Source organism: Pseudomonas sp. GW822-FHT03F08, assembly GCF_058801265.1.
Genome location: NZ_JBXANC010000009.1, coordinates 80,983 through 100,964, shown reverse-complemented (window position 1 = coordinate 100,964; position 19,982 = coordinate 80,983). Strand labels below are relative to the sequence as shown.

The 19,982-nt window shown below is 61.2% G+C and carries 15 protein-coding genes; 8 read left to right on the top strand and 7 right to left on the bottom strand.

Going from position 1 to position 19,982, the window contains the following annotated elements; translation table 11 throughout:
• The first annotated feature begins 55 nt into the window (after positions 1-55).
• Complete coding sequence (locus AC1RME_RS22440; RefSeq protein ID WP_096821007.1) at positions 56-1,450, top strand: class II fumarate hydratase; 1,395 nt, start codon at positions 56-58, stop codon at positions 1,448-1,450.
• Positions 1,451-1,487: 37 nt separating this feature from the next.
• Here AC1RME_RS22440 and AC1RME_RS22435 read toward each other — a convergent pair whose 3' ends face one another.
• A complete protein-coding gene (locus tag AC1RME_RS22435) occupies positions 1,488-2,447 on the bottom strand; it encodes a DMT family transporter (protein WP_096821006.1) in 960 nt (319 codons plus the stop codon).
• 210 nt (positions 2,448-2,657) lie between these two features.
• Between AC1RME_RS22435 and AC1RME_RS22430 the strand changes: the two genes are divergently transcribed.
• Positions 2,658-2,858: a DUF6316 family protein gene (locus tag AC1RME_RS22430; protein WP_096821005.1), complete on the top strand. Its 201-nt coding sequence runs from the start codon at positions 2,658-2,660 to the stop codon at positions 2,856-2,858.
• Here AC1RME_RS22430 and AC1RME_RS22425 read toward each other — a convergent pair.
• Complete coding sequence (locus AC1RME_RS22425) at positions 2,855-4,039, bottom strand: thiolase family protein (protein ID WP_096821004.1); 1,185 nt, start codon at positions 4,037-4,039, stop codon at positions 2,855-2,857. The two genes, AC1RME_RS22430 and AC1RME_RS22425, sit on opposite strands and share 4 nt — an antisense overlap.
• 101 nt (positions 4,040-4,140) lie before the next feature.
• Complete coding sequence (gene pap / locus AC1RME_RS22420) at positions 4,141-5,655, bottom strand: polyphosphate:AMP phosphotransferase (protein WP_096821003.1); 1,515 nt, start codon at positions 5,653-5,655, stop codon at positions 4,141-4,143.
• A gap of 173 nt (positions 5,656-5,828) precedes the next feature.
• On the opposite strand from pap, the gene mnmC reads away from it, so the two are divergent.
• The gene (gene mnmC, locus AC1RME_RS22415; RefSeq protein ID WP_096821002.1) at positions 5,829-7,808 is read left to right on the top strand and encodes a bifunctional tRNA (5-methylaminomethyl-2-thiouridine)(34)-methyltransferase MnmC2/FAD-dependent 5-carboxymethylaminomethyl-2-thiouridine(34) oxidoreductase MnmC1; all 1,980 of its coding nucleotides are present in this window, start codon (positions 5,829-5,831) and stop codon (positions 7,806-7,808) included.
• Positions 7,809-7,826: 18 nt separating this feature from the next.
• On the opposite strand, the gene AC1RME_RS22410 is transcribed toward mnmC, so the two are convergent.
• Positions 7,827-12,659 (bottom strand): NEL-type E3 ubiquitin ligase domain-containing protein, encoded by a 4,833-nt coding sequence (locus tag AC1RME_RS22410; RefSeq protein WP_493091756.1) that lies wholly within the window; start codon positions 12,657-12,659, stop codon positions 7,827-7,829.
• A gap of 296 nt (positions 12,660-12,955) precedes the next feature.
• On the opposite strand from AC1RME_RS22410, the gene AC1RME_RS22405 reads away from it, so the two are divergent.
• From AC1RME_RS22405 to AC1RME_RS22390, 4 genes are all read left to right on the top strand, one after another.
• On the top strand, positions 12,956-14,728 hold the full coding sequence (locus tag AC1RME_RS22405) for an N-acetylglutaminylglutamine amidotransferase (RefSeq protein WP_096821000.1): 1,773 nt from the start codon (positions 12,956-12,958) through the stop codon (positions 14,726-14,728).
• Between the two features lie 3 nt (positions 14,729-14,731).
• Positions 14,732-16,477, top strand: coding sequence for an N-acetylglutaminylglutamine synthetase (ngg, locus tag AC1RME_RS22400; protein ID WP_096820999.1), 1,746 nt, complete (start codon positions 14,732-14,734; stop codon positions 16,475-16,477).
• A gap of 61 nt (positions 16,478-16,538) precedes the next feature.
• Positions 16,539-17,729: an osmoprotectant NAGGN system M42 family peptidase gene (locus AC1RME_RS22395; protein WP_096820998.1), complete on the top strand. Its 1,191-nt coding sequence runs from the start codon at positions 16,539-16,541 to the stop codon at positions 17,727-17,729.
• 59 nt (positions 17,730-17,788) lie between these two features.
• A complete protein-coding gene (locus AC1RME_RS22390) occupies positions 17,789-18,016 on the top strand; it encodes a YheU family protein (RefSeq protein ID WP_003236706.1) in 228 nt (75 codons plus the stop codon).
• A gap of 5 nt (positions 18,017-18,021) precedes the next feature.
• Here the strand turns inward: AC1RME_RS22390 and csrA are convergent, their stop codons facing one another.
• From csrA to AC1RME_RS22375, 3 genes are all read right to left on the bottom strand, one after another.
• Positions 18,022-18,207 (bottom strand): carbon storage regulator CsrA, encoded by a 186-nt coding sequence (gene csrA, locus AC1RME_RS22385; protein ID WP_096820997.1) that lies wholly within the window; start codon positions 18,205-18,207, stop codon positions 18,022-18,024.
• A gap of 136 nt (positions 18,208-18,343) precedes the next feature.
• Positions 18,344-18,676, bottom strand: coding sequence for a YnfA family protein (locus AC1RME_RS22380; RefSeq protein WP_085710895.1), 333 nt, complete (start codon positions 18,674-18,676; stop codon positions 18,344-18,346).
• Between the two features lie 63 nt (positions 18,677-18,739).
• On the bottom strand, positions 18,740-19,555 hold the full coding sequence (locus tag AC1RME_RS22375; protein WP_096820996.1) for an SDR family oxidoreductase: 816 nt from the start codon (positions 19,553-19,555) through the stop codon (positions 18,740-18,742).
• A 256-nt stretch (positions 19,556-19,811) separates the two neighbouring features.
• On the opposite strand from AC1RME_RS22375, the gene AC1RME_RS22370 reads away from it, so the two are divergent.
• On the top strand, positions 19,812-19,970 hold the full coding sequence (locus AC1RME_RS22370) for a DUF3309 family protein (protein ID WP_169432680.1): 159 nt from the start codon (positions 19,812-19,814) through the stop codon (positions 19,968-19,970).
• Positions 19,971-19,982: the final 12 nt, after the last annotated feature.

Sequence of the window (19,982 nt, the reverse complement as noted above, 5' to 3'; positions counted from 1 at the left end):
CACTTGGGCCACACCGGGCCTAAACTGCGCAAACAGACCAACAGGAGTGTGCACGATGAGCCGTATCGAAACCGACAGCCTGGGCCAGATCGAAGTCCCGGACGACGCTTACTGGGGCGCTCAGACGCAACGCTCGCTGATCAACTTTGCCATCGGTCAGGAACGCATGCCCCTGCCGGTGCTGCACGCCCTGGCACTGATCAAGAAAGCCGCGGCCCGGGTCAATGACCGCAATGGCGATCTGCCCGCCGACATCGCCCGCCTGATCGAACAGGCCGCCGACGAAGTGCTCGAAGGCCAGCACGACGACCAGTTCCCGCTGGTGGTCTGGCAGACCGGCAGCGGCACCCAGAGCAACATGAACGCCAACGAAGTGATTGCCGGCCGCGCCAACGAACTGGCCGGCAACCCGCGCGGCGGCAAGTCGCCGGTGCATCCCAACGATCACGTCAACCGCTCGCAGAGCTCCAACGACTGCTTCCCCACCGCCATGAGCATTGCCACCGCGCAGGCGGTGCAGACCCAACTGCTGCCGGCCATCGCCGAGCTGTCGGGTGGCCTGGCCGAACTGTCGGCGCGGCACATGAAACTGGTGAAGACCGGTCGCACTCATATGATGGACGCCACGCCGATCACCTTCGGCCAGGAGATCTCCGGCTTCATCGCGCAGCTGGATTACGCCGAACGGGCGATTCGCGCGGCGTTGCCGGCGGTCTGCGAACTGGCTCAAGGCGGCACCGCCGTCGGTACCGGGCTCAACTCGCCCCACGGTTTCGGCGAAGCGATTGCCGCGGAACTGGCGGCGTTATCCGGCCTGCCGTTCGTCACCGCGCCGAACAAGTTCGCCGCCCTCGCCGGCCATGAGCCACTGACCACGCTTTCCGGCGCCCTGAAAACCCTCGCCGTGGCGCTGATGAAAATCGCCAACGACCTGCGTCTGCTCGGCTCCGGCCCACGTGCAGGTTTTGCCGAAGTGCGGCTGCCGGCCAACGAACCGGGCAGCTCGATCATGCCCGGCAAGGTCAACCCGACCCAGTGCGAGGCGCTGTCGATGCTCGCCTGCCAGGTGCTGGGCAACGATGTGACGATCGGTATCGCCGCCAGTCAGGGTCACTTGCAGTTGAACGTGTTCAAACCGGTGATCATCCACAACCTGCTGCAATCGATCCGCCTGCTGGCCGATGGCTGCAGCAACTTCCAGCAGCACTGCGTCGCCGGACTGGAGCCGGATGCCAAGGTCATGGCGCAACATCTGGAACGCGGCCTGATGCTGGTGACGGCGCTGAACCCGCACATCGGTTACGACAAGTCGGCAGAAATCGCCAAGAAGGCCTACAGCGAAGGGAAAACCTTGCGCGAGGCCGCGCTGGAACTGGGGTATCTGACCGATGAAGAGTTCGATGCCTGGGTGCGGCCGGAGAACATGATCGAGGCCGGCGCCAAGGGCTGAGTCATGCCGATCCTTTCCACGCCTGGCGTGGGAAGGATCATCCGACCAACAGTTTCGCCCGCCGGGCCTTGAGCCCGGCAATCAGCGAAGGCCCGAGCGCCACCAGCGCCGACCCCAGCACCACCAGCACCGCCCCGCCATACGCCAGCAAATTGATTTGCTCGGCATGCACATATTCCGGCCACACCCCGGCCGCCACCGCCACCGCGCCAAACGTCACCAACGGCGTGATCGCAAGCGTCGCACTGACCCGCGAGGCCTCCCAATGCGCCAGCGCCTCGGCAAACGCGCCGTAGGCGATCAGGGTGTTCATGCAGCACGCCAGCAGCAACCAGCCCTGCAACGGGCTCAGCTCCAGCGCTTCGAGCGGATGAACCCACGGCGTCAGCAACAAGGCGCAGAACAGGTAGATCACCATCATCACCTGCAACGAATTCCATACCGTCAGCAATTGCTTCTGGCCCAGCGCATAGAACGTCCAGACCGTCGATGCCAGCAGCACCAGCAACACACCGGCGGTGTAGTCAGACAACGATGTGAGCAACTCCGCCAGACGCTGATTGAAGAACAGCGCGAAGCCGATCAGTAGCACCGCCAGCCCCATGCCCTGACCCATACTGAAGCGTTCCTTGAACACGAACAGACTGGCGATCAACAACATGATCGGCCCCATCTGCACCACCAACTGAGCGGTGCCGGGGCTGAGCAGGTTCAGGCCCATCAGGTACAGCACGTAATTGCCCACCAGCCCGAGCACCGCCATCAGCACCAGCCAGCCGCCCTTGGGCCCGAGCACCTTGCGACTCGGCAACCGCTTGGTCGCCGCCAGATAAATGAACAGACAGCCGCCGGACACCGTCAGGCGAAACCAGGTCACGGTGATCGGGTCCATCACCTGCAGCACCTGCTTGAGCTTGATCGGCAGGATTCCCCACAGAAACGCGGTCAACAAGGCCAGGAACATGCCGTACACCCAGCGACCCGACGAAACGTGCATGAGAACCCCGAAAGCCAATGACAGGAGCGCTCATTCTAGGCGCAGAGCCCCGGCCGACACAGGAACAGTTGCGCTCAAGCCGCTAATGAAACTGTGCAGGTCGCAGCATTAAATTGACGCGTTGCCGTTGATCGGCTGACGAAGCGCTGCAAGTGGTTCAGGCATAAGCTCTTTGGATCCCATTCAGCGCAGCGCTCAAGGAGATCGATCATGTTCGGAATGCGCGCCCAGGACACCGCCCCCGCCACGCACTTTCGCAGCGACCGGGTGTGCCGGGTCAACGGCGAACTGTTTTTCAGCACCCGGGAGAACACCCTCGAAGGGCCGTTCGACAGCCCCGAGAAAGCCGAGCAGGAAATCCGCGCGTACATCGCGCGGATGCAAATGATGGATTCCGGCAGACCGTTTTAGCGCACCGCTTCAAACAACCCGGTCGCGCCCATCCCACCGCCCACGCACATGGTCACAATCCCGTAACGCAGGTTGCGTCGCTGCAACTCGCGCACCAGATGCCCGACCTGCCGCGATCCGGTCATGCCGAACGGATGGCCGATGGAAATCGATCCGCCGTTGACGTTGTACTTCTCGTTGTCGATTTCCAGCCGATCACGGGCGCACAGGCACTGCGAGGCAAACGCTTCGTTCAGTTCCCACAGATCGATATCGGCTACCTGCAGCCCCTTGGCCTTGAGCAGCTTCGGTACGGAGAACACCGGGCCGATGCCCATTTCGTCCGGCTCGCAACCGGCCACGGTGAAACCGCGGAAAAACGCCTTCGGCTTGAGCCCCAGTTGCAGGGCTTTTTCCAGGCTCATCACCAGCGTCATCGAAGCGCCATCGGACAACTGCGACGAGTTGCCGGCGGTCACTGAACCGTCCTCGGCAAACACCGGCTTCAACCCGGCGAGGCTTTCATAGGTGGTGTCCGGGCGGTTGCAATCATCGTGATCGACGATGCCGTCGAAGATCTGCACCTCGCCACTGTTCTTGTCTTCAACCCGGTACTTCACCGCCATCGGCACGATTTCATCGTTGAACAGGCCGGCTGCCTGCGCCTGGGCGGTGCGGATCTGACTTTGCAGCGAGTAGCGATCCTGGGCCTCGCGGCTGACGCCATAACGACGCGCCACCACTTCGGCGGTCTGGCCCATGGTGTAGTAGATGCCGGGCGTCTGCTGCTTGAGCAACGGGTTGATCAGGTGATCGGTATTGACGCTTTTCAGGGTCAGGCTGATCGACTCGACACCACCGGCGACGATGATGTCGCTGCAACCCGAAGCAATCTGGTTGGCGGCAATCGCAATCGCCTGCAAGCCCGAAGAGCAGAAACGGTTGAGGGTCATGCCCGCCGTGCCGGTGCCCAGTCGCGAAAGCACCGCCACGTTACGGCCGATGTTGTAGCCCTGGGCGCCTTCGTTGGAGCCGGCACCGACGATGCAATCCTCGACGCTGGCCGGGTCGACGTCGTTGCGCGACAGCAAGGCGTTTACACAATGGGCCGCCATGTCATCGGGACGGGTCTGGTTGAACTTGCCGCGAAAGGACTTGGCCAGGCCGGTCCGCACGCTGTCGACGATCACCACTTCACGCATGGCATACCTCATTGTTGTAGTCGGTTGAGAGTGGACCGAGCATAAGTCCACCCAATCGCCGACTGCGACAATCATTCACCTCGCGTATGCGTGCCCATCGGTCAGTCCTTGTGTTTCTTGGCGTGCCTGTCGGACTTCTCGAAGGCCTCTTCCAGTGCACGGTTGATCGTGCGCAGCACCTTGACCCGGGCCCAGCGCTTGTCGTTGGCCTCGACCAGCGTCCACGGCGAGATTTCGGTACTGGTGCGGTCGACCATGTCGCCCACGGCCCCACGGTACGCGTCCCACTTGTCGCGGTTGCGCCAGTCGTCTTCGGTGATCTTGAAGCGCTTGAACGGGATCTCTTCGCGCTCCTGGAAACGCTCCATCTGCGTGTCCTTGTCGATCGCCAGCCAGAACTTGACCACGATCACGCCGGCGTCGGCGAGTTGCTCCTCGAAGTCGTTGATTTCGCCGTAGGCGCGCATCCAGTCGGCGGTGCTGCAAAAACCCTCGACCCGCTCCACCAGCACCCGGCCGTACCAGGATCGGTCGAACACAGTGAACTTGCCCCGGGCCGGAATGTGCCGCCAGAAGCGCCACAGATACGGCTGTGCCCGTTCCTCTTCGGTCGGTGCGGCAATCGGCACGATGTTGTACTGACGCGGGTCGAGCGCCGCCGCGACCCGACGGATCGCCCCGCCCTTGCCCGCCGCATCGTTGCCTTCGAACACCGCCACCAGCGCGTGACGGCGCATGCGTTTGTCACGCATCAGCCCGGACAGTCGCGCCTGCTCGGTGATCAGTTGTTCTTCATAGTCTTTCTTTTCCAGGCGCTGGGTCAGGTTGAGGCTGTCGAGCAGGTTCAACTGATCCACCGATGTACCCAGCGGCTGGGCGTTGACATCGTGCGGGTGGACGTCGGGGCGCTTCAGCGCATTCTGCAGGCCTTCGAGCAGAATCTTGCCGACCGTCAGGCTGCGGTAATGCGCGTCCATCCCTTCGATGACATGCCACGGCGCGTAATCGCGGCTGGTGCGACGCAACACGCGCTCACCGTATTTGACGAACTTGTCGTAGGTCTCCGATTGCTGCCAGTCCAGCGGGCTGATCCGCCAACTGTGCAATGGGTCGTCGGCCAGGGCCTTGAGGCGCGCTTTCATCTGTTTCTTGGACAGGTGGAACCAGAACTTGAAGATCAGCGCGCCTTCATCGCACAGCATCTTTTCCAGACGCTCGGCGCCGGCAATCGCCTGATCCAGTCGCGGGTCCTTGAACAAGCCATGCACCCTGCCCTGCAGCATCTGGCTGTACCAGTTGCCGAAGAAAATCCCCATCCGCCCCTTGGCCGGCAGCATCCGCCAGTAACGCCAGGCCGGTGGTCGTGCCAGTTCTTCGTCGGTCTGCTGGTCGAACGTGCGCACTTCGATCAGGCGCGGGTCCATCCATTCGTTAAGCAGCTTCACTGTCTCGCCCTTGCCGGCGCCTTCGATGCCGTTGATCAAAATGATCACCGGAAAGCGCTTTTGCTGCTGCAATTCGAACTGGACTTCAAGCAGTGCTTCGCGCAGGGCGGGCACGGCGGCTTCGTAGGTTTCTTTGTCGATGGCGTGACCGATTTCAGCGGATTCGAACATAGGGACGGCTCCTTCCAGGATTCAGCAAGACTAGCGGATTGGGCACAGACACGGCACAGAAATTCCCGCCGGCGGCGGATTGTCCTTGAGTCATCAGCGGCAAGGCTTGCCATGGATCAAGCGCCGCCCGCGTGATCGGCTAGAATGGCCGCCTTGCCGTTGCCGAGCCTGCCATGAAACCTGTAATGCCCCACGCCCAACTCGACTGGGATGACCAGGGACGCCCGCGTTCGCGAGTGTTCGACGATGTGTATTTTTCCGATCAGTCAGGGCTGGATGAAACCCGCTACGTGTTCCTCGAACAGAACCGTCTGGCCGAGCGCTTTGCCGCGTTGCCGGCGGGCGGGCGACTGGTGATCGGTGAAACCGGGTTTGGCACCGGGCTGAATTTTCTCTGCGCCTGGCAGTTGTTCGAACAGCACGCGGTGGCCGGTGCGCGGCTGCATTTCGTCAGCGTCGAAAAGTTTCCGCTGAGCCCCGCCGATCTGCAGCGGGCGCTGGCGCTGTGGCCGGATCTCAAGCCACTGTCCGATCAACTGCTCAAGCATTACGTGGCAATCCATCAGGGTTTCCAGCGCATTGTTCTGGATCACGGTCGAGTGACCCTGACGCTGTTGATCGGCGATGCGCTGGAGCAGTTGCCGCAACTGGACGGCCAGATCGACGCGTGGTTTCTCGACGGTTTCGCCCCGGCGAAAAACCCCGAGATGTGGACTGCCGAACTGTTCGCCGAACTGGCCCGGCTGGCGGCGCCCGGCTCGACCATCAGTACCTTCACCAGCACCGGTTGGGTGCGACGACTGCTCAACGCCGCCGGCTTCAAAATGAAGCGCACGCCGGGCATCGGTCACAAATGGGAAATTTTACGCGGCGAGTTTCTCGGCTGGCCGCAAGATGTTCCGTTGCCCGCAGCGGAAAAACCATGGTTCGCTCGCCCGGCGCCATTGAGCAGTGAGCGTCGCGCCTTGGTGATCGGTGCCGGTCTGGCGGGTTGCGCCACGGCGACCAGCCTCGCGGCGCGGGGTTGGCAGGTCAGTCTGCTGGAACGGCATGCGGCGGTGGCGCAGGAAGCCTCGGGCAATCCCCAAGGCGTGCTGTATCTGAAATTGTCTGCACACGGCACAGCGCTGTCGCAGTTGATCGTCAGCGGTTTCGGCTACACCCGCCGCCTGCTGGAAACCCTGCAACGTGGCACCGACTGGGATGACTGCGGCGTGCTGCAACTGGCGTTCAATGAAAAGGAACGCGAGCGGCAGGCGCAACTGGCGGCCGCGTTTCCCGAAGACCTTCTGCAATGGCTCGATCAACCCGAGGCTCAGGCCCGCGCCGGGATCGGTCTGGCGCACGGCGGTTTGTATTATCCCGAGGGCGGCTGGGTGCATCCGCCGGCCCTGTGTCAGGCACAATCCGCACAGCCTGGCGTCACGCTGCTCACCCATCAGGAAGCCGTGGAGCTGCGCAAGGTCGAAGGTCTGTGGCAAGCCTTCGACGGTGAACGACTGATCGCAACAGCGCCCGTCGTGGTACTGGCCGGTGCCGCCGAGATCAAGCGTTTCCCCCAGAGTGCCGACCTGCCCCTCAAGCGTATTCGCGGGCAGATCACCCGACTGGTGCAGACCGCGCAAAGCCAGGCGCTGGCCACGGTGGTCTGCGCCGAAGGCTATGTGGCACCGGCACGGTTGGGCGAACACACCCTCGGTGCCAGTTTCGATTTCAACAGCGACGACCTGACCCCGACCACCGCCGAACATCTGGGCAATCTGGCGATGCTCGAAGAGATCTCCACGGATCTGGTCAGCCGTCTGCACCTCAGCGAGCTCGATGCTGACAGCCTTCAGGGCCGCGCAGCCTTCCGGTGCACCAGCCCTGACTACCTGCCGATTGTCGGTCCACTGGCCGACCGCGAAGCCTTCACCGAGGCTTATCGCGCCTTGAGCAAGGATGCCCGGCAAGTGCCGGACACTCCCTGCCCGTGGCTGGACGGTCTGTACGTCAACAGTGGCCATGGTTCACGCGGTTTGATCACCGCGCCATTGTCTGGCGAGTTGCTCGCGGCATGGCTGGACAACGAACCGCTGCCGCTGCCCAGAGCCGTGGCCGAAGCCTGTCATCCCAACCGCTTTGCCCTGCGCCGACTGATTCGTGGCAAATGACGCCCTCTGCGAAGGCAATCAGTCACCGGGCGCAATGCAGGTTCCCCTCTCGATCAACTCCGTCACCTGCAGGGTCAACCGTTGCAGCAAGGCATTTTCGGTCTGTTCCAGCCGGGTGGCGCAGAGGTTCATTTCACTGAGGTAATCGGCAGAGCTGAGTTCTTCAGCCCTGTCGAACAATGCCTGGACCTCTACTTGATGAGGCACCCGGGCATCGTCGAACTGCTGCGCAAAACTGTTCTTCACGTAGTCGCTCCAGAACGGCTGGCGAACCAGAAAATCCAGCCATTTGGGGGACAGTTCAGCCGTCTGGATTCGATTGATAGCCGTTACCAGATCATCACTCGTCACATCGGCGAGTTCAGCGTAACGCATGTGCGAGGGCTGCCCCGGCAGATCGAATGCCCGCGCCAGCCCCGTGCGATAGGCAAGGGTCACTTCCAGCGGGTCGGGTGATCCTTGATCCCGGGCGTGCTCCGCGGCGATCAGGTCGATTTGCTCAAGCTGGAACAAGCCTCGCGCAAGCCTCATCAGCACTGCCGCCGACACCTGCCGCCCCCCGGAAACGCGCAACACATTGCGCACATGCACAGCGACCTCCAGATGACTGAAGTTCAGCGCCGCGTTATCCGTGCAATTGATCGGGTTGGCTGCCAGATCGAAAATCTGCTCGCGCAATTCGGCATCGGCCTGCGTCGCCTCCAGTACCGTCCAGACCCGCCGGGACATATCCTCGCGCACATATTCGGAGTCGGCGGTATTGCCCAGCTCTGCCAGCAAATGAAACAAGCCTTCGGCCATCGGGTCGTCGTTGATCGCGGTCCATGTTTGCAGGCGTCTGGCGCCTACGGTTCCTCCCGTTTCGGTCAGCCAGATCGTACGTGCCTGATGCTCGTCAAGGCGCGCGATATCATTTTCCAGATACCCCATGCCAATGCCGACCTTCTTGCGGTAGTTGTCCAGGTGAGTGCTGCTGAGATCGGAAATCGGGTTGTTGCGCAGGTTGATCGTTTCACTGAAGCGCCGGGGTGTTTCAAACAGCCACTGCGGCAAATCACGAATGTCGTTGTCACGCAGGTCCACCCGATCCAGATGGGGCAAGCGGTCAAGTCCTTTGGGTAACTCCGTGGTGCGGGTATTGCGCACGCTGAGGTCAGTCAGCTCAAACATCTCGCTGACATCCAGCGTAGCCCCAAGAGGATTTTCGCTCAGGTCCAGGCTTTGCAGATTGCGCATACGCGACAGTTTTGCCAGGGCCTGCTCAGTCAACTGAATCCGGTTTTGCCCCAGACCCAGACGCCTGAGGTTCGGCATGAGCGAGACCACCTCCGGCAATTGCGTGAGCCTGTTGCGACCCAGTTCAAGCGTCTCGAGGTTCTTGAAGGCTTTGAGGAAATAGGCGACATCGTTGTCCAGATGCATGTTTTGCAGAGACAGATGCCTGACATGGTCAAAGGTCAGCCCGGGTGGCAGGATCGGCAGTTTTCCGAACCGCATGCCATCGAGCTTCAGGCCATACGCCGAACGATAGAATTCGTCGGGCAGGAAGATCAGTCGGCGAAAACTGTCCTCGATCTCGTACGCCACAAGATGCCGACATTCGCGCACCTCGCTCAGTACCCCGCCCTCTGCCCTGATGGCCGCCACATCGTCCATCCAGGTATCGAGCACCTCGCGCAGTCGCTCCAGATCATCCTGCAACTGCCTGACCCGGAGTGCCCGAGTCAGATGGTCGCTGCCCAACTGGTCAAGAAACTCCCGGGCCTGCATATCGGAAAACAGCGGGAAGAGTTTTTTCACCTTGCGTAACAAACGCTGTGGATGATGCGTCGCCTCGCCGGGTGGATTGGCGAGCGTACATACCGACTCCCGAATCGCCGGCTCGAACCGGTCACCGTTCAACAACCGGTTACATCCCTCACGCTCATCCAGTGCGCTGCTGAGCAATTGGCTTCGCAGACGCCAGCCGTCTTCAGGCCTGGCCTCTGCCAATCCAATGGCCTTGATCTGGCGAGGTGAAAGGCCTTTGAGGATGACCTGATAAAGGCTGTCGGGCCCGAAAACCTGACCGAGCGATTTTGCCTGGCTGTCGAATCCTTCGTAGCCGTTTTCGAGCCTGACCAGCGTGAGCGAGTTCCCGGGAGTGAGGGGTTTCTTGCCAAGGGTCTGCAGCAGGTTGCCCCTGAGTGACTGAGCACGCAGTTCAAGGTAGAGCTGCGGATCCCAGCCGCTGAGTTGCGGCAACAGACCGATGGCCAGTTTCTCGGTATCGGCATTGGCAACCTCAGCCAGGTAGAACCCTGTCAGCGCCCGATCCAGGCGAATAGTGCTCGTTGCCTCACTCAACCGTTGCGCAAGGCCCATGGGCACTCGTCCGGTGGTACGCAGAAGCGAGCGCTCGACACTTGAAGCCTGTCGGATCAGTTCCTGAGCGTAACGCGCCGGCACATCGGGAAATGCTTGCCTTGCCTTGAGCACCTCACTGTCCAGGGTCTGGTCATAGCGCCGGTACAGGTGGTCGAACATCGAGCGACGATCAGCCTTGACCGCGGCACCGAGTACCTTTGCCAACGCCACCCCTTGGTCAGTCGGCGCAACGTTCGCGCCGACCAAAGCTTCCACTTCTTTGGGATACAGGCCGTCGATGACGGTCTGCAGCAATTCGCCTTTTTCCAGCTGGGCGTTGCTGACAATAACGCTCAGGGTGTCATCGTCAATCGAACCGGGTGGAAAGGTCGCAGCAATACCGCCGTCCTCATCCACGACCTTGATGTAGCGATCCTGTGGCCAGTTCGCAAGTCTGGGCAGCACATGCATCTGTTCCTGGACATGGCGGGGATCAGTCGCCTCACCACGCTCCATGGCAGCAATGAAGTCACGGCCCCGGCGCTCAAGGCCGAACCGTTCGATCATGTCTCGCAAACGGGGGGGCAGCGGCAGGCTGTCGTCGCTCAGCCGATGCAGTTCATCGAAGCGAGTGTCGGACAGGCGCCGGATCATCTCCAGACGACTGTCATCGAGTCGCGCCAACGGCGGATCGATGCGTTTGAGTGTGTAAGCCCCGGACCATTGCTCGCTCGGCTCCGAGGCATGACGCCAGCCCCCGTGCTGATTGCGCTTGAGTATCGGGGCATAAGCCTCCGGGCGGACAGGATGCTGAATGCGCCAGCTCCTGGAAACCGGATCCCGGACCACGGCGTAGGCTCGATCGTCGACACGGGCAAAAACCTTGCCGTCAGCCTGATACAGGCCTGTCGCGTCAGATTCAGCCTCCGCCCCTGCCGGTAAAGGTTGTTCATAGGCACTCAGTTGCGGCTTCCACAATCGGGACTGTCCATTGCGGTCAAGAATGGCGGTGAAAGGCTGGAAGAAGTCCGGGTGTTTTTGAACCGTCTTGATCGCCAGGGATTTCAGGACCTTGACGCCGGCACCCACGGCGGCCATCAAGGCAAGGTTTTCCGCCACGCTGAGCAGGTGTGAAAAGGCTTCCTGACAGTCACCCCGATTCCAGTCCTCAATCCCTTCGTACACCTCGGCGAGCATTTGTCCGATCGCGACGCCCATCATCAATTGCCCCAGTACCGGCACGACGAACCCCGCCACGTTGGCGATCGTCATGCCGATTTCCAGGTACTGGATCAATCGTTTCTTGCGCTCTTCTTCATCGACATCGGCCGTCGGCACGGCGAGCGCACGGGCATCGAGTTGCAACTTGCCGACATGGCTCTTGAGCATGAATTCGAACAGCGGACCGGTCATCTCCAATTGTTTGATATGCCCCAGGCTCTCGGTATCGGCAAACGTCTTGAAAAAGTCGACCTTATCGACCTCTCCAATGCAGTGGGTGAAGTAACTTTTGTAACTGCCCACCCCCAGTTTGAACTCCAGGTACGCAACGAACGCCGTGACGCTGGTGTACTCGTAGAGTGGCTGGCCGGGTTCGCCGGGCATGTACACCAGACACCATTGATCGGGATCCAGCTCGATCGATTTTTCGGAGAACACCACGACACCCCAGAGACAGCTGTCGAGCGCTTCAATGCCCTGCATGATCAGCGGCCGGCCCTTGAACTGAAGGCTTTTGGCGTCGACGACGCCACCGGCATCGATCAAGCGCTGAACCGTCTGGAAGCCTTCCCGGGAAACATGTTCCTTCATCAGCGCCAGGTGCAGATCCAGTTGCAGCATCTGCTTTTTCATCACCGAGATATTGCGAACCATCGGGCCAGTGGCGACCTGACTGCCATTGACCTTCTTGACTCCAAACACCTGCTGGAAATGTTCCTGGTATAGCCGGCCCAGATCCAGCTCCCGGCAGAGTGCGGCAAACGCCGTCGGTGTCAGACCGGGAACGCCATCAGGTTTGCTGGCAATCCGCACGACGCTGCCTTCAGGGAAATAATCGGCTTGCGCCTCGTCTTCCGTGAAGTTCTGCATGGCCGCTTCGAGCAGCGTCGGGGTCGCCGGCGGAATGACTTTCTCCCCACCTCCAGACGGGGTCACCGCTTCACAACCGCAATAGCTTCCCGGCAACTCCAGATGGTCTTTCTCGACATCGAACACAGCCAGCCAGCGCGCAGTCAGGGCGCGATTCAACTGTTCGATGCAAAAATGCTTGAGCGATTGCAGCCGGCTCAGGTCTGTCTCGACTTGAGCCTGGGTTGTGTGCAAGTCACGCGCGGTCTTGTCCAGTGCCGCCAAGGTGTCGGCACTGGCCTTGAGCAGCACAGGGGGGAAGCTTTTCTGCAACGCCCTGGCGGTGTCCAGATCGCCTGTGGCCTCCAGCAAAAAGCTCAGTTTCTGTTTTTCCGTGAGGGTGATCGGTGTGACCGACACTGGTGTAGTGGACATGGGCAATATTCCTTTATTGCTGTTGAGTCCCTTCACCCTAGCGATCCCGTCATCAAATAAAAAACACGAATAACTGCCCGTTCGGGCCCGCAAACAAGCAGCAATCCGTATGTTTCGAATACTTATCTACTACCTGACACTTCAGCCAGACTGGTAACGGCCCACCGGTCAGGCCAACGCACTTATAACTGATCGTTCTAAAACTCCCACATCCGAGCCGGGTCAGTTTCTGGGTACCGGCCATTTCGGCGCGGTTCAGCGACACCCTCCCCAACGGAAAAACCGGTAAGGACTTTATGTGCGGATTAGCTGGCGAGTTACGCTTTGATCACCAACCTGCAGACCTTGCAGCCATCGAGCGAATCACCCATCACCTGGCGCCTCGCGGCCCTGATGCGTGGGGTTTCCATGCCCAGGGACCAATTGCCCTAGGCCATCGACGCCTGAAAATCATGGACCTGTCGGACGGCTCGGCGCAGCCGATGATCGACAGCCAACTGGGTTTATCCCTGGCCTTCAATGGCGCGATCTACAACTTCCCGGAACTGCGCGCCGAACTCGAAGCGCTGGGTTATGCGTTCTACTCCGGCGGCGACACCGAAGTGCTGCTCAAGGGCTATCACGCCTGGGGCGAAGCGCTGCTGCCGAAACTCAACGGCATGTTCGCCTTCGCCATCTGGGAGCGCGATGCCCAGCGCCTGTTCATCGCCCGCGACCGCCTCGGCGTCAAACCGCTGTACCTGTCGCGCACCGGCCTGCGCCTGCGCTTTGCCTCGGCCCTGCCGGCGTTGCTCAAGGGCGGTGACATCAACCCGATCCTCGACCCGGTGGCGCTCAACCATTACCTGAATTTTCACGCTGTGGTGCCAGCGCCGCGCACCTTGCTGGCCGGCATCGAAAAGCTGCCGCCAGCAAGCTGGATGCGCATTGAAGCGGACGGCACCACCGAACAGAAAACCTGGTGGACGCTGCCCTACGGCCCACACGACGACGAGAAAAATCTGACTCTCGAAGACTGGCGTGATCGGGTACTCGACAGCACCCGCGAAGCCGTGGCGATCCGCCAACGGGCGGCGGTGGATGTTGGCGTGCTGCTTTCCGGCGGTGTCGATTCGAGCATGCTCGTCGGTCTGTTGCGCGAAGTCGGCGTGGAAAACCTGTCGACCTTTTCCATCGGTTTTCAGGATGCCGGCGGCGAACGCGGTGATGAATTTCAATATTCGGATTTGATCGCCAGACACTACGGCACCCAGCACCATCAACTGCGCATCGACGAAAAAGAGATCATCGAGCAACTGCCCGCCGCCTTCCGCGCCATGAGCGAGCCGATGGTCAGCCACGACTGCATCGCCTTCTATCTGCTGTCCCGCGAAGTGGCCAAGCATTGCAAAGTGGTACAGAGCGGCCAGGGCGCCGACGAGTTGTTTGCCGGCTATCACTGGTATCCGCAAGTGGACGGCGCGGCCGATCCGTACGCGGCCTATCGCGAGGCGTTTTTCGACCGCAGCTACGACGATTACGCCGCCACGGTGCAGCCTAAATGGCTGACCGCCAATGACGCTGCCGGCGACTTCGTGAAGGAACATTTCGCACAGCCCGGCGCCGATGCGGCGGTCGACAAGGCCCTGCGTCTGGACAGCACGGTGATGCTGGTGGACGACCCGGTCAAACGCGTCGACAACATGACCATGGCCTGGGGCCTGGAAGCGCGCACGCCGTTTCTCGACTATCGCCTGGTGGAATTGTCGGCCCGTGTTCCGGGCAAATTCAAACTGCCCGACGGCGGTAAACAGGTCTTGAAAGAAGCTGCGCGACTGGTCATTCCGAGCGAAGTGATCGACCGCAAGAAAGGCTATTTCCCGGTACCGGGCCTCAAGCATCTGCAAGGCGACACCCTGAACTGGGTGCGCGAACTGCTGCTGGATCCGGCCCAGGATCGCGGCCTGTTCAACCCCGCCATGCTCGACAAATTGCTGACCGATCCACAAGGCCAATTGACCCCGCTGCGCGGCTCCAAGCTGTGGCAACTGGCGGCTCTGAATCTGTGGCTCAGCGAACAAGGAATCTGATCGATGAAACCTCACGCCACGGCTTACAGCCAGCGGCTGCTGCGCGGTCAGACACCGTCCTACGAACGCTTGCAGGCGCGTCTGGCCGAGGATGGCAATCAACCGAGCGCCGAGCCGATTGCCGTGCATTGCGGCTGGGGCCGCTTGCTGATCGGCCACACCTTTCCCGACCCGGCCAGCCTTGCCCAGGAGTTGCTCAACGAGCAGCCGGGCGAACGCGATATTGCGCTGTACGTGGCCGCGCCGCAGCAGGTTCTCGGCCTGGAGCCGACTCAACTGTTTCTCGATCCGTCCGACACGTTGCGCCTGTGGTTCAGCGATTACCGTCAGGCAACACGGGTGTTTCGCGGCTTCCGCATCCGTCGTGCGCAAAGCGAAGAGGACTGGCAGTCGATCAATCAGCTGTATCAGGCGCGCGGCATGCTACCGATCGATGCCACCCTGCTCACTCCGCATCATCAGGGCGGCCCGGTGTACTGGCTGGCCGAAGACGAGGACAGCGGCGCGGTGATCGGCAGCGTGATGGGCCTCAATCATCAGAAGGCTTACAACGACCCGGAAAACGGCAGCAGCCTGTGGTGCCTGGCGGTCGATCCGCAGTGCTCGCGTCCCGGAGTCGGTGAAGTGCTGGTGCGACATCTGATCGAGCACTTCATGAGTCGCGGTCTCAGCTACCTCGACCTGTCGGTGTTACACGATAACCGCCAGGCGAAAAACCTCTATGCGAAGCTCGGTTTTCGCAACCTCTCGACCTTTGCGATCAAGCGCAAGAACGGCATCAACCAGCCACTGTTCCTCGGGCCGGGGCCGGAGGCCGCGTTCAATCCCTATGCACGGATCATTGTCGAGGAAGCCCATCGGCGTGGCATCGATGTGCAAGTGGACGATGCCGATGCCGGGCTGTTCACCCTCAGCCATGGCGGTCGCCGGGTGCGTTGCCGCGAGTCGCTGAGCGACCTGACCAGCGCCATCAGCATGAATCTGTGCCAGGACAAGAGCCTGACCCATAAAGTGCTGAAAAGCGCCGGGTTGAATGTACCGGCACAGCAACTGGCAGCGAATGCGGACGACAATCTGGCGTTTCTCGACGAGCATCAGCGGGTGGTGGTCAAACCGCTCGACGGTGAACAAGGCCAGGGTGTGGCGGTGGATCTGCAAAGCATCGAAGAGGTGCAGCAAGCCATCGAAACGGCGAAGCAGTTTGACAGCCGCGTGTTGCTCGAAAGCTTCCACGAAGGCCTCGACCTGCGGATTCTGGTAATCGGTTTCGATGTGGTCGCGGCGGCGATCCGGCGTCCTGCCGAAGTGGTCGGCGACGGCCATCACTCCATCGGCGCGCTGATCGAAGCCCAGAGCCGACGCCGGCAAGCGGCCACCGGCGGCGAAAGCAAAATCCCGCTGGACCACGAAACCCAACGCACCTTGCACGCGGCAGGTTACGACTACAGCAGCATCCTGCCGGCCGGCGAGCATCTGTTCGTGCGGCGTACGGCGAACCTTCACACCGGCGGCACCCTGGAAGACGTCACGGCGATTCTGCATCCGACTCTGGTCGATGCCGCCGTGCGTGCGGCGCGAGCACTGGACATTCCGATGGTCGGGCTCGACCTGATGGTGCCCGCCGCCGATCAGCCGGAGTACGTGTTCATCGAAGCCAACGAACGGGCGGGCCTGGCCAACCATGAACCGCAGCCGACGGCCGAGCGGTTTGTCGATCTGCTGTTTCCGCACAGTCAGCCGGCCGTTTGATCTCTCTTCAGCGTCATTCCCGTGTCGAACGCGGGAATGACGCCCCGCAACAGGAGTTTCCATGACCACCCACATTCCCGAACCGGATCTGAACTACCTGCAAAAAGTCCTGCTGGAGATGCTCGCCATTCCCAGCCCTACCGGGTTCACCGACACCATCGTGCGTTATGTCGCCGAGCGGCTGGAAGAGCTCGGCATCCCCTTCGAAATGACCCGTCGCGGCACCATCCGCGCCACACTGAAGGGCAAAAAAAACAGCCCCGACCGTGCAGTGTCAGCGCACCTGGACACCATCGGTGCCGCCGTGCGCGCGGTGAAAGACAACGGGCGCCTGACCCTGGCGCCGGTCGGTTGCTGGTCGAGCCGTTTCGCCGAAGGCAGCCGCGTCAGCCTGTTCACCGACAACGGCGTGATTCGAGGCAGCGTGTTGCCGCTGATGGCTTCCGGGCACGCCTTCAACACCGCCGTCGACGAAATGCCGATCAGTTGGGATCACGTCGAACTGCGCCTGGACGCCTACTGCGCGACCCGCGCCGATTGCGATTCGCTGGGCATCAGTGTTGGCGATGTGGTGGCGTTCGATCCACTGCCGGAGTTCACCGAAAGCGGCCATATCAGCGCCCGACATCTGGACGACAAGGCTGGGGTCGCCGCACTGCTCGCAGCGCTGAAAGCCATCGTCGACAGCGGTCAGGAGTTGATGATCGATTGCCATCCGCTGTTCACCATCACCGAGGAAACCGGCAGCGGCGCGGCGGCGGCGTTGCCGTGGGACGTCAGCGAATTTGTCGGGATCGATATCGCGCCGGTCGCGCCCGGCCAGCATTCCAGCGAACACGCAGTCAGCGTGGCGATGCAGGATTCCGGCGGGCCTTACGACTATCACTTGTCGCGACACCTGTTGCGTCTGGCCGGTGAGCATGAGTTGCCGGTGCGCCGCGACCTGTTTCGCTATTACTTCAGCGACGCCCATTCGGCCGTCACCGCCGGCCACGACATTCGTACCGCCCTGCTCGCCTTTGGTTGCGATGCGACCCACGGCTACGAACGCACGCACATCGACAGCCTCGCCGCGCTGAGTCGTCTGCTGGGGGCGTACATCCTGAGTCCGCCGGTGTTCGCCAGCGATGCGCAACCGGCCAACGCGTCACTGGATCGCTTCAGTCACCAGATCGAGCACGAGACGCAGATGGAAAGCGACACCCGGGTACCCTCGGTGGACAGCCTGGTGGGGCAACGCTCGGACAGTTGAGTCTGGCCCTCGGCGGTCATTCGCCGTAGCATCCCGACATTGATTTAGCCGAGGTGCCCATGCTGATTCCCTACGACGCGCTCGAAGTCGACACCCTCACCCGCCTGATCGAGGACTTCGTCACTCGCGACGGCACCGACAACGGTGACGACACCCCACTGGAAACCCGCGTATTGCGGGTTCGCCAGGCCCTGACCAAGGGTCAGGCGCTGATCGTCTTCGATCCGGACAGCGAGCAGTGCCAGTTGATGCTCAAGCACGACGTGCCCAAGCACCTGTTCGACTGAAACGGTCAGCGGCCCTTGCCGTTGGCCTGTTTGCGCTGGATCCGCTCATAGACTTCGGCACGGTGCACGTTGACCTGCTTTGGCGCCTCGACGCCGAACCGCACGCTGGAGCCGTTGACCGCCAGAACGCGCAAAGTGATGTTATCGCCGATGGAAATCAGCTCACCGACAACACGGCTGAGTACAAGCATGAGGGTTGTCCTTCAAGGTTTTCGAGCCTTGAAGATGCGCGGCTTTCGAGCGCCCTACAATGCGCTGCGGGCAAATCAGTCAAACCCTACGCGCCCGGGTGCTTTGGCCTTCAGACGTTTCCTTCAAGCCGGTGTTTCAGGTCGCCGAAAACCGTGGCCCGAACAGAATCACGCTGGCACCGATCACGCACAAGGCGACACCGATCCAGTCCGACCCCAGCGGACGGATGCGCTCGACCACCGCCAGCCAGCCAATCGACGCAATGATGTAGATGCCGCCGTAAGCGGCGTAGGCGCGACCCGCATAGGTCGCTTCAACGCGCGTCAACAACAGTGCAAACAAGGTCAGGCTGAGCAGCGCCGGGATCACCCACAGGGCGCTCTTGCCCTGGCGCAACCACATCCAGAATGCGAAACAACCGGCGATTTCGAACAGCGCGGCGAGGAAAAACCACAAGTAGTTGAGCATGCAGATGACTCGTCAGGGTGACTATGGCGGTCACCCTAACGACGGGGCTTTGGCGGCGCAAGTTCAGCCGTTGTTCTGTTTGGCCTTGGCGCGCATCTTTTCGGCCATCGCGGTCATTTCGTTGTACAGCAGCTGCGGGTTCTTCTGCTTGATCGCCCAGGCCATGCGACCTTGTTCGTGGGGCAGGATCATGAACTCGCCGGCGGCGACCTGTTTGTAGATGTAGTCGGCAATATCGGTGGCAGTGATCGGCGAACTTTCCAGCAACTTGCCGACCTGCGCTTTCATCGCCGGCGTCGGGCCACGGAAGGAGTCCAGCAGATTGGTCTGGAAGAACGACGGGCACACCACGTGGACACCGACTTCCTGTTGGGCCAGTTCGATCAGCAGGCTTTCGGACAATGCCACCACACCGGCCTTCGCCACGTTGTAGTTGCTCATCGCCGGGCCTTGCATCAGTGCCGCCATCGAGGCGATGTTGATGATCTTGCCTTTGCTTTGCTCCAGCAGCGGCAGGAACGCCTTGCAACCCTTGACCACGCCCATCAGGTTGATCGCGATCTGCCAGTCCCAGTCTTCCAGCGACAACTCGCTGAAGAATCCGCCCGACGCCACGCCCGCGTTGTTGACGATGATGTCGATACCTCCGAATTTCACTTCACAGGCCTGGGCGAACGCGGTGAGCTGGCTGTAATCGCGCACGTCGCAACGCTGGATGAAGCCGTCGCCGCCAGCCTCGCGGACGAGTTTGAGGGTTTCCTGCAGGCCGGGCTCGCTGACGTCCGACAAGGCCAGCTGCCAGCCTTCACGCGCCCAGCGCAGCGCGATTTCGCGACCCAGGCCGGAGCCCGCGCCAGTGATCATCATGCGATTTTGCATAGCAAACAGCCTTGTTGTTCCGGGGAAGATGCGCGGAGTGTAGCGAAGGATCCGGAGCGACCCACGCTCCATCAGATTGCTGAATGGCGGGAGCAAACCGTGGCATCAAACGAAATAAGACCGTGAACCAAATACACTGAAAAAACATTGAATTTTCTTTCACGCGCGCCAGTCGGAATTTGTAAGCCGACTGGATTTAGTTCAACTTCCAGCCGCCCTTGAACACCAAGACTTCCCAGACACTATCAACAAGGAAATCGACATGGGCACAATTCTTATCATTATCCTGATCCTGTTGCTGATCGGTGGTCTGCCGGTCTTCCCACACTCCAGAAGTTGGGGTTACGGTCCTTCGGGCATTATCGGTGTGGTGCTGGTTGTACTGTTGGTGCTGCTGTTGCTCGGCCGCATATGACGTTTTGACCGA

Bases quoted from the DNA above. Each gene is read 5' to 3' on its own strand.
- AC1RME_RS22395 (WP_096820998.1), top strand. From the start codon at position 16,539: ATGACCACCCACATTCCCGAACCGGATCTGAACTACCTGCAAAAAGTC.
- AC1RME_RS22390 (WP_003236706.1), top strand. From the start codon at position 17,789: ATGCTGATTCCCTACGACGCGCTCGAAGTCGACACCCTCACCCGCCTG.
- AC1RME_RS22375 (WP_096820996.1), bottom strand. From the start codon at position 19,555: ATGCAAAATCGCATGATGATCACTGGCGCGGGCTCCGGCCTGGGTCGC.
- AC1RME_RS22410 (WP_493091756.1), bottom strand. From the start codon at position 12,659: ATGTCCACTACACCAGTGTCGGTCACACCGATCACCCTCACGGAAAAA.
- AC1RME_RS22405 (WP_096821000.1), top strand. From the start codon at position 12,956: ATGTGCGGATTAGCTGGCGAGTTACGCTTTGATCACCAACCTGCAGAC.
- AC1RME_RS22435 (WP_096821006.1), bottom strand. From the start codon at position 2,447: ATGCACGTTTCGTCGGGTCGCTGGGTGTACGGCATGTTCCTGGCCTTG.
- AC1RME_RS22425 (WP_096821004.1), bottom strand. From the start codon at position 4,039: ATGCGTGAAGTGGTGATCGTCGACAGCGTGCGGACCGGCCTGGCCAAG.
- mnmC (WP_096821002.1), top strand. From the start codon at position 5,829: ATGAAACCTGTAATGCCCCACGCCCAACTCGACTGGGATGACCAGGGA.
- AC1RME_RS22440 (WP_096821007.1), top strand. From the start codon at position 56: ATGAGCCGTATCGAAACCGACAGCCTGGGCCAGATCGAAGTCCCGGAC.
- pap (WP_096821003.1), bottom strand. From the start codon at position 5,655: ATGTTCGAATCCGCTGAAATCGGTCACGCCATCGACAAAGAAACCTAC.
- csrA (WP_096820997.1), bottom strand. From the start codon at position 18,207: ATGCTTGTACTCAGCCGTGTTGTCGGTGAGCTGATTTCCATCGGCGAT.
- AC1RME_RS22380 (WP_085710895.1), bottom strand. From the start codon at position 18,676: ATGCTCAACTACTTGTGGTTTTTCCTCGCCGCGCTGTTCGAAATCGCC.
- ngg (WP_096820999.1), top strand. From the start codon at position 14,732: ATGAAACCTCACGCCACGGCTTACAGCCAGCGGCTGCTGCGCGGTCAG.
- AC1RME_RS22430 (WP_096821005.1), top strand. From the start codon at position 2,658: ATGTTCGGAATGCGCGCCCAGGACACCGCCCCCGCCACGCACTTTCGC.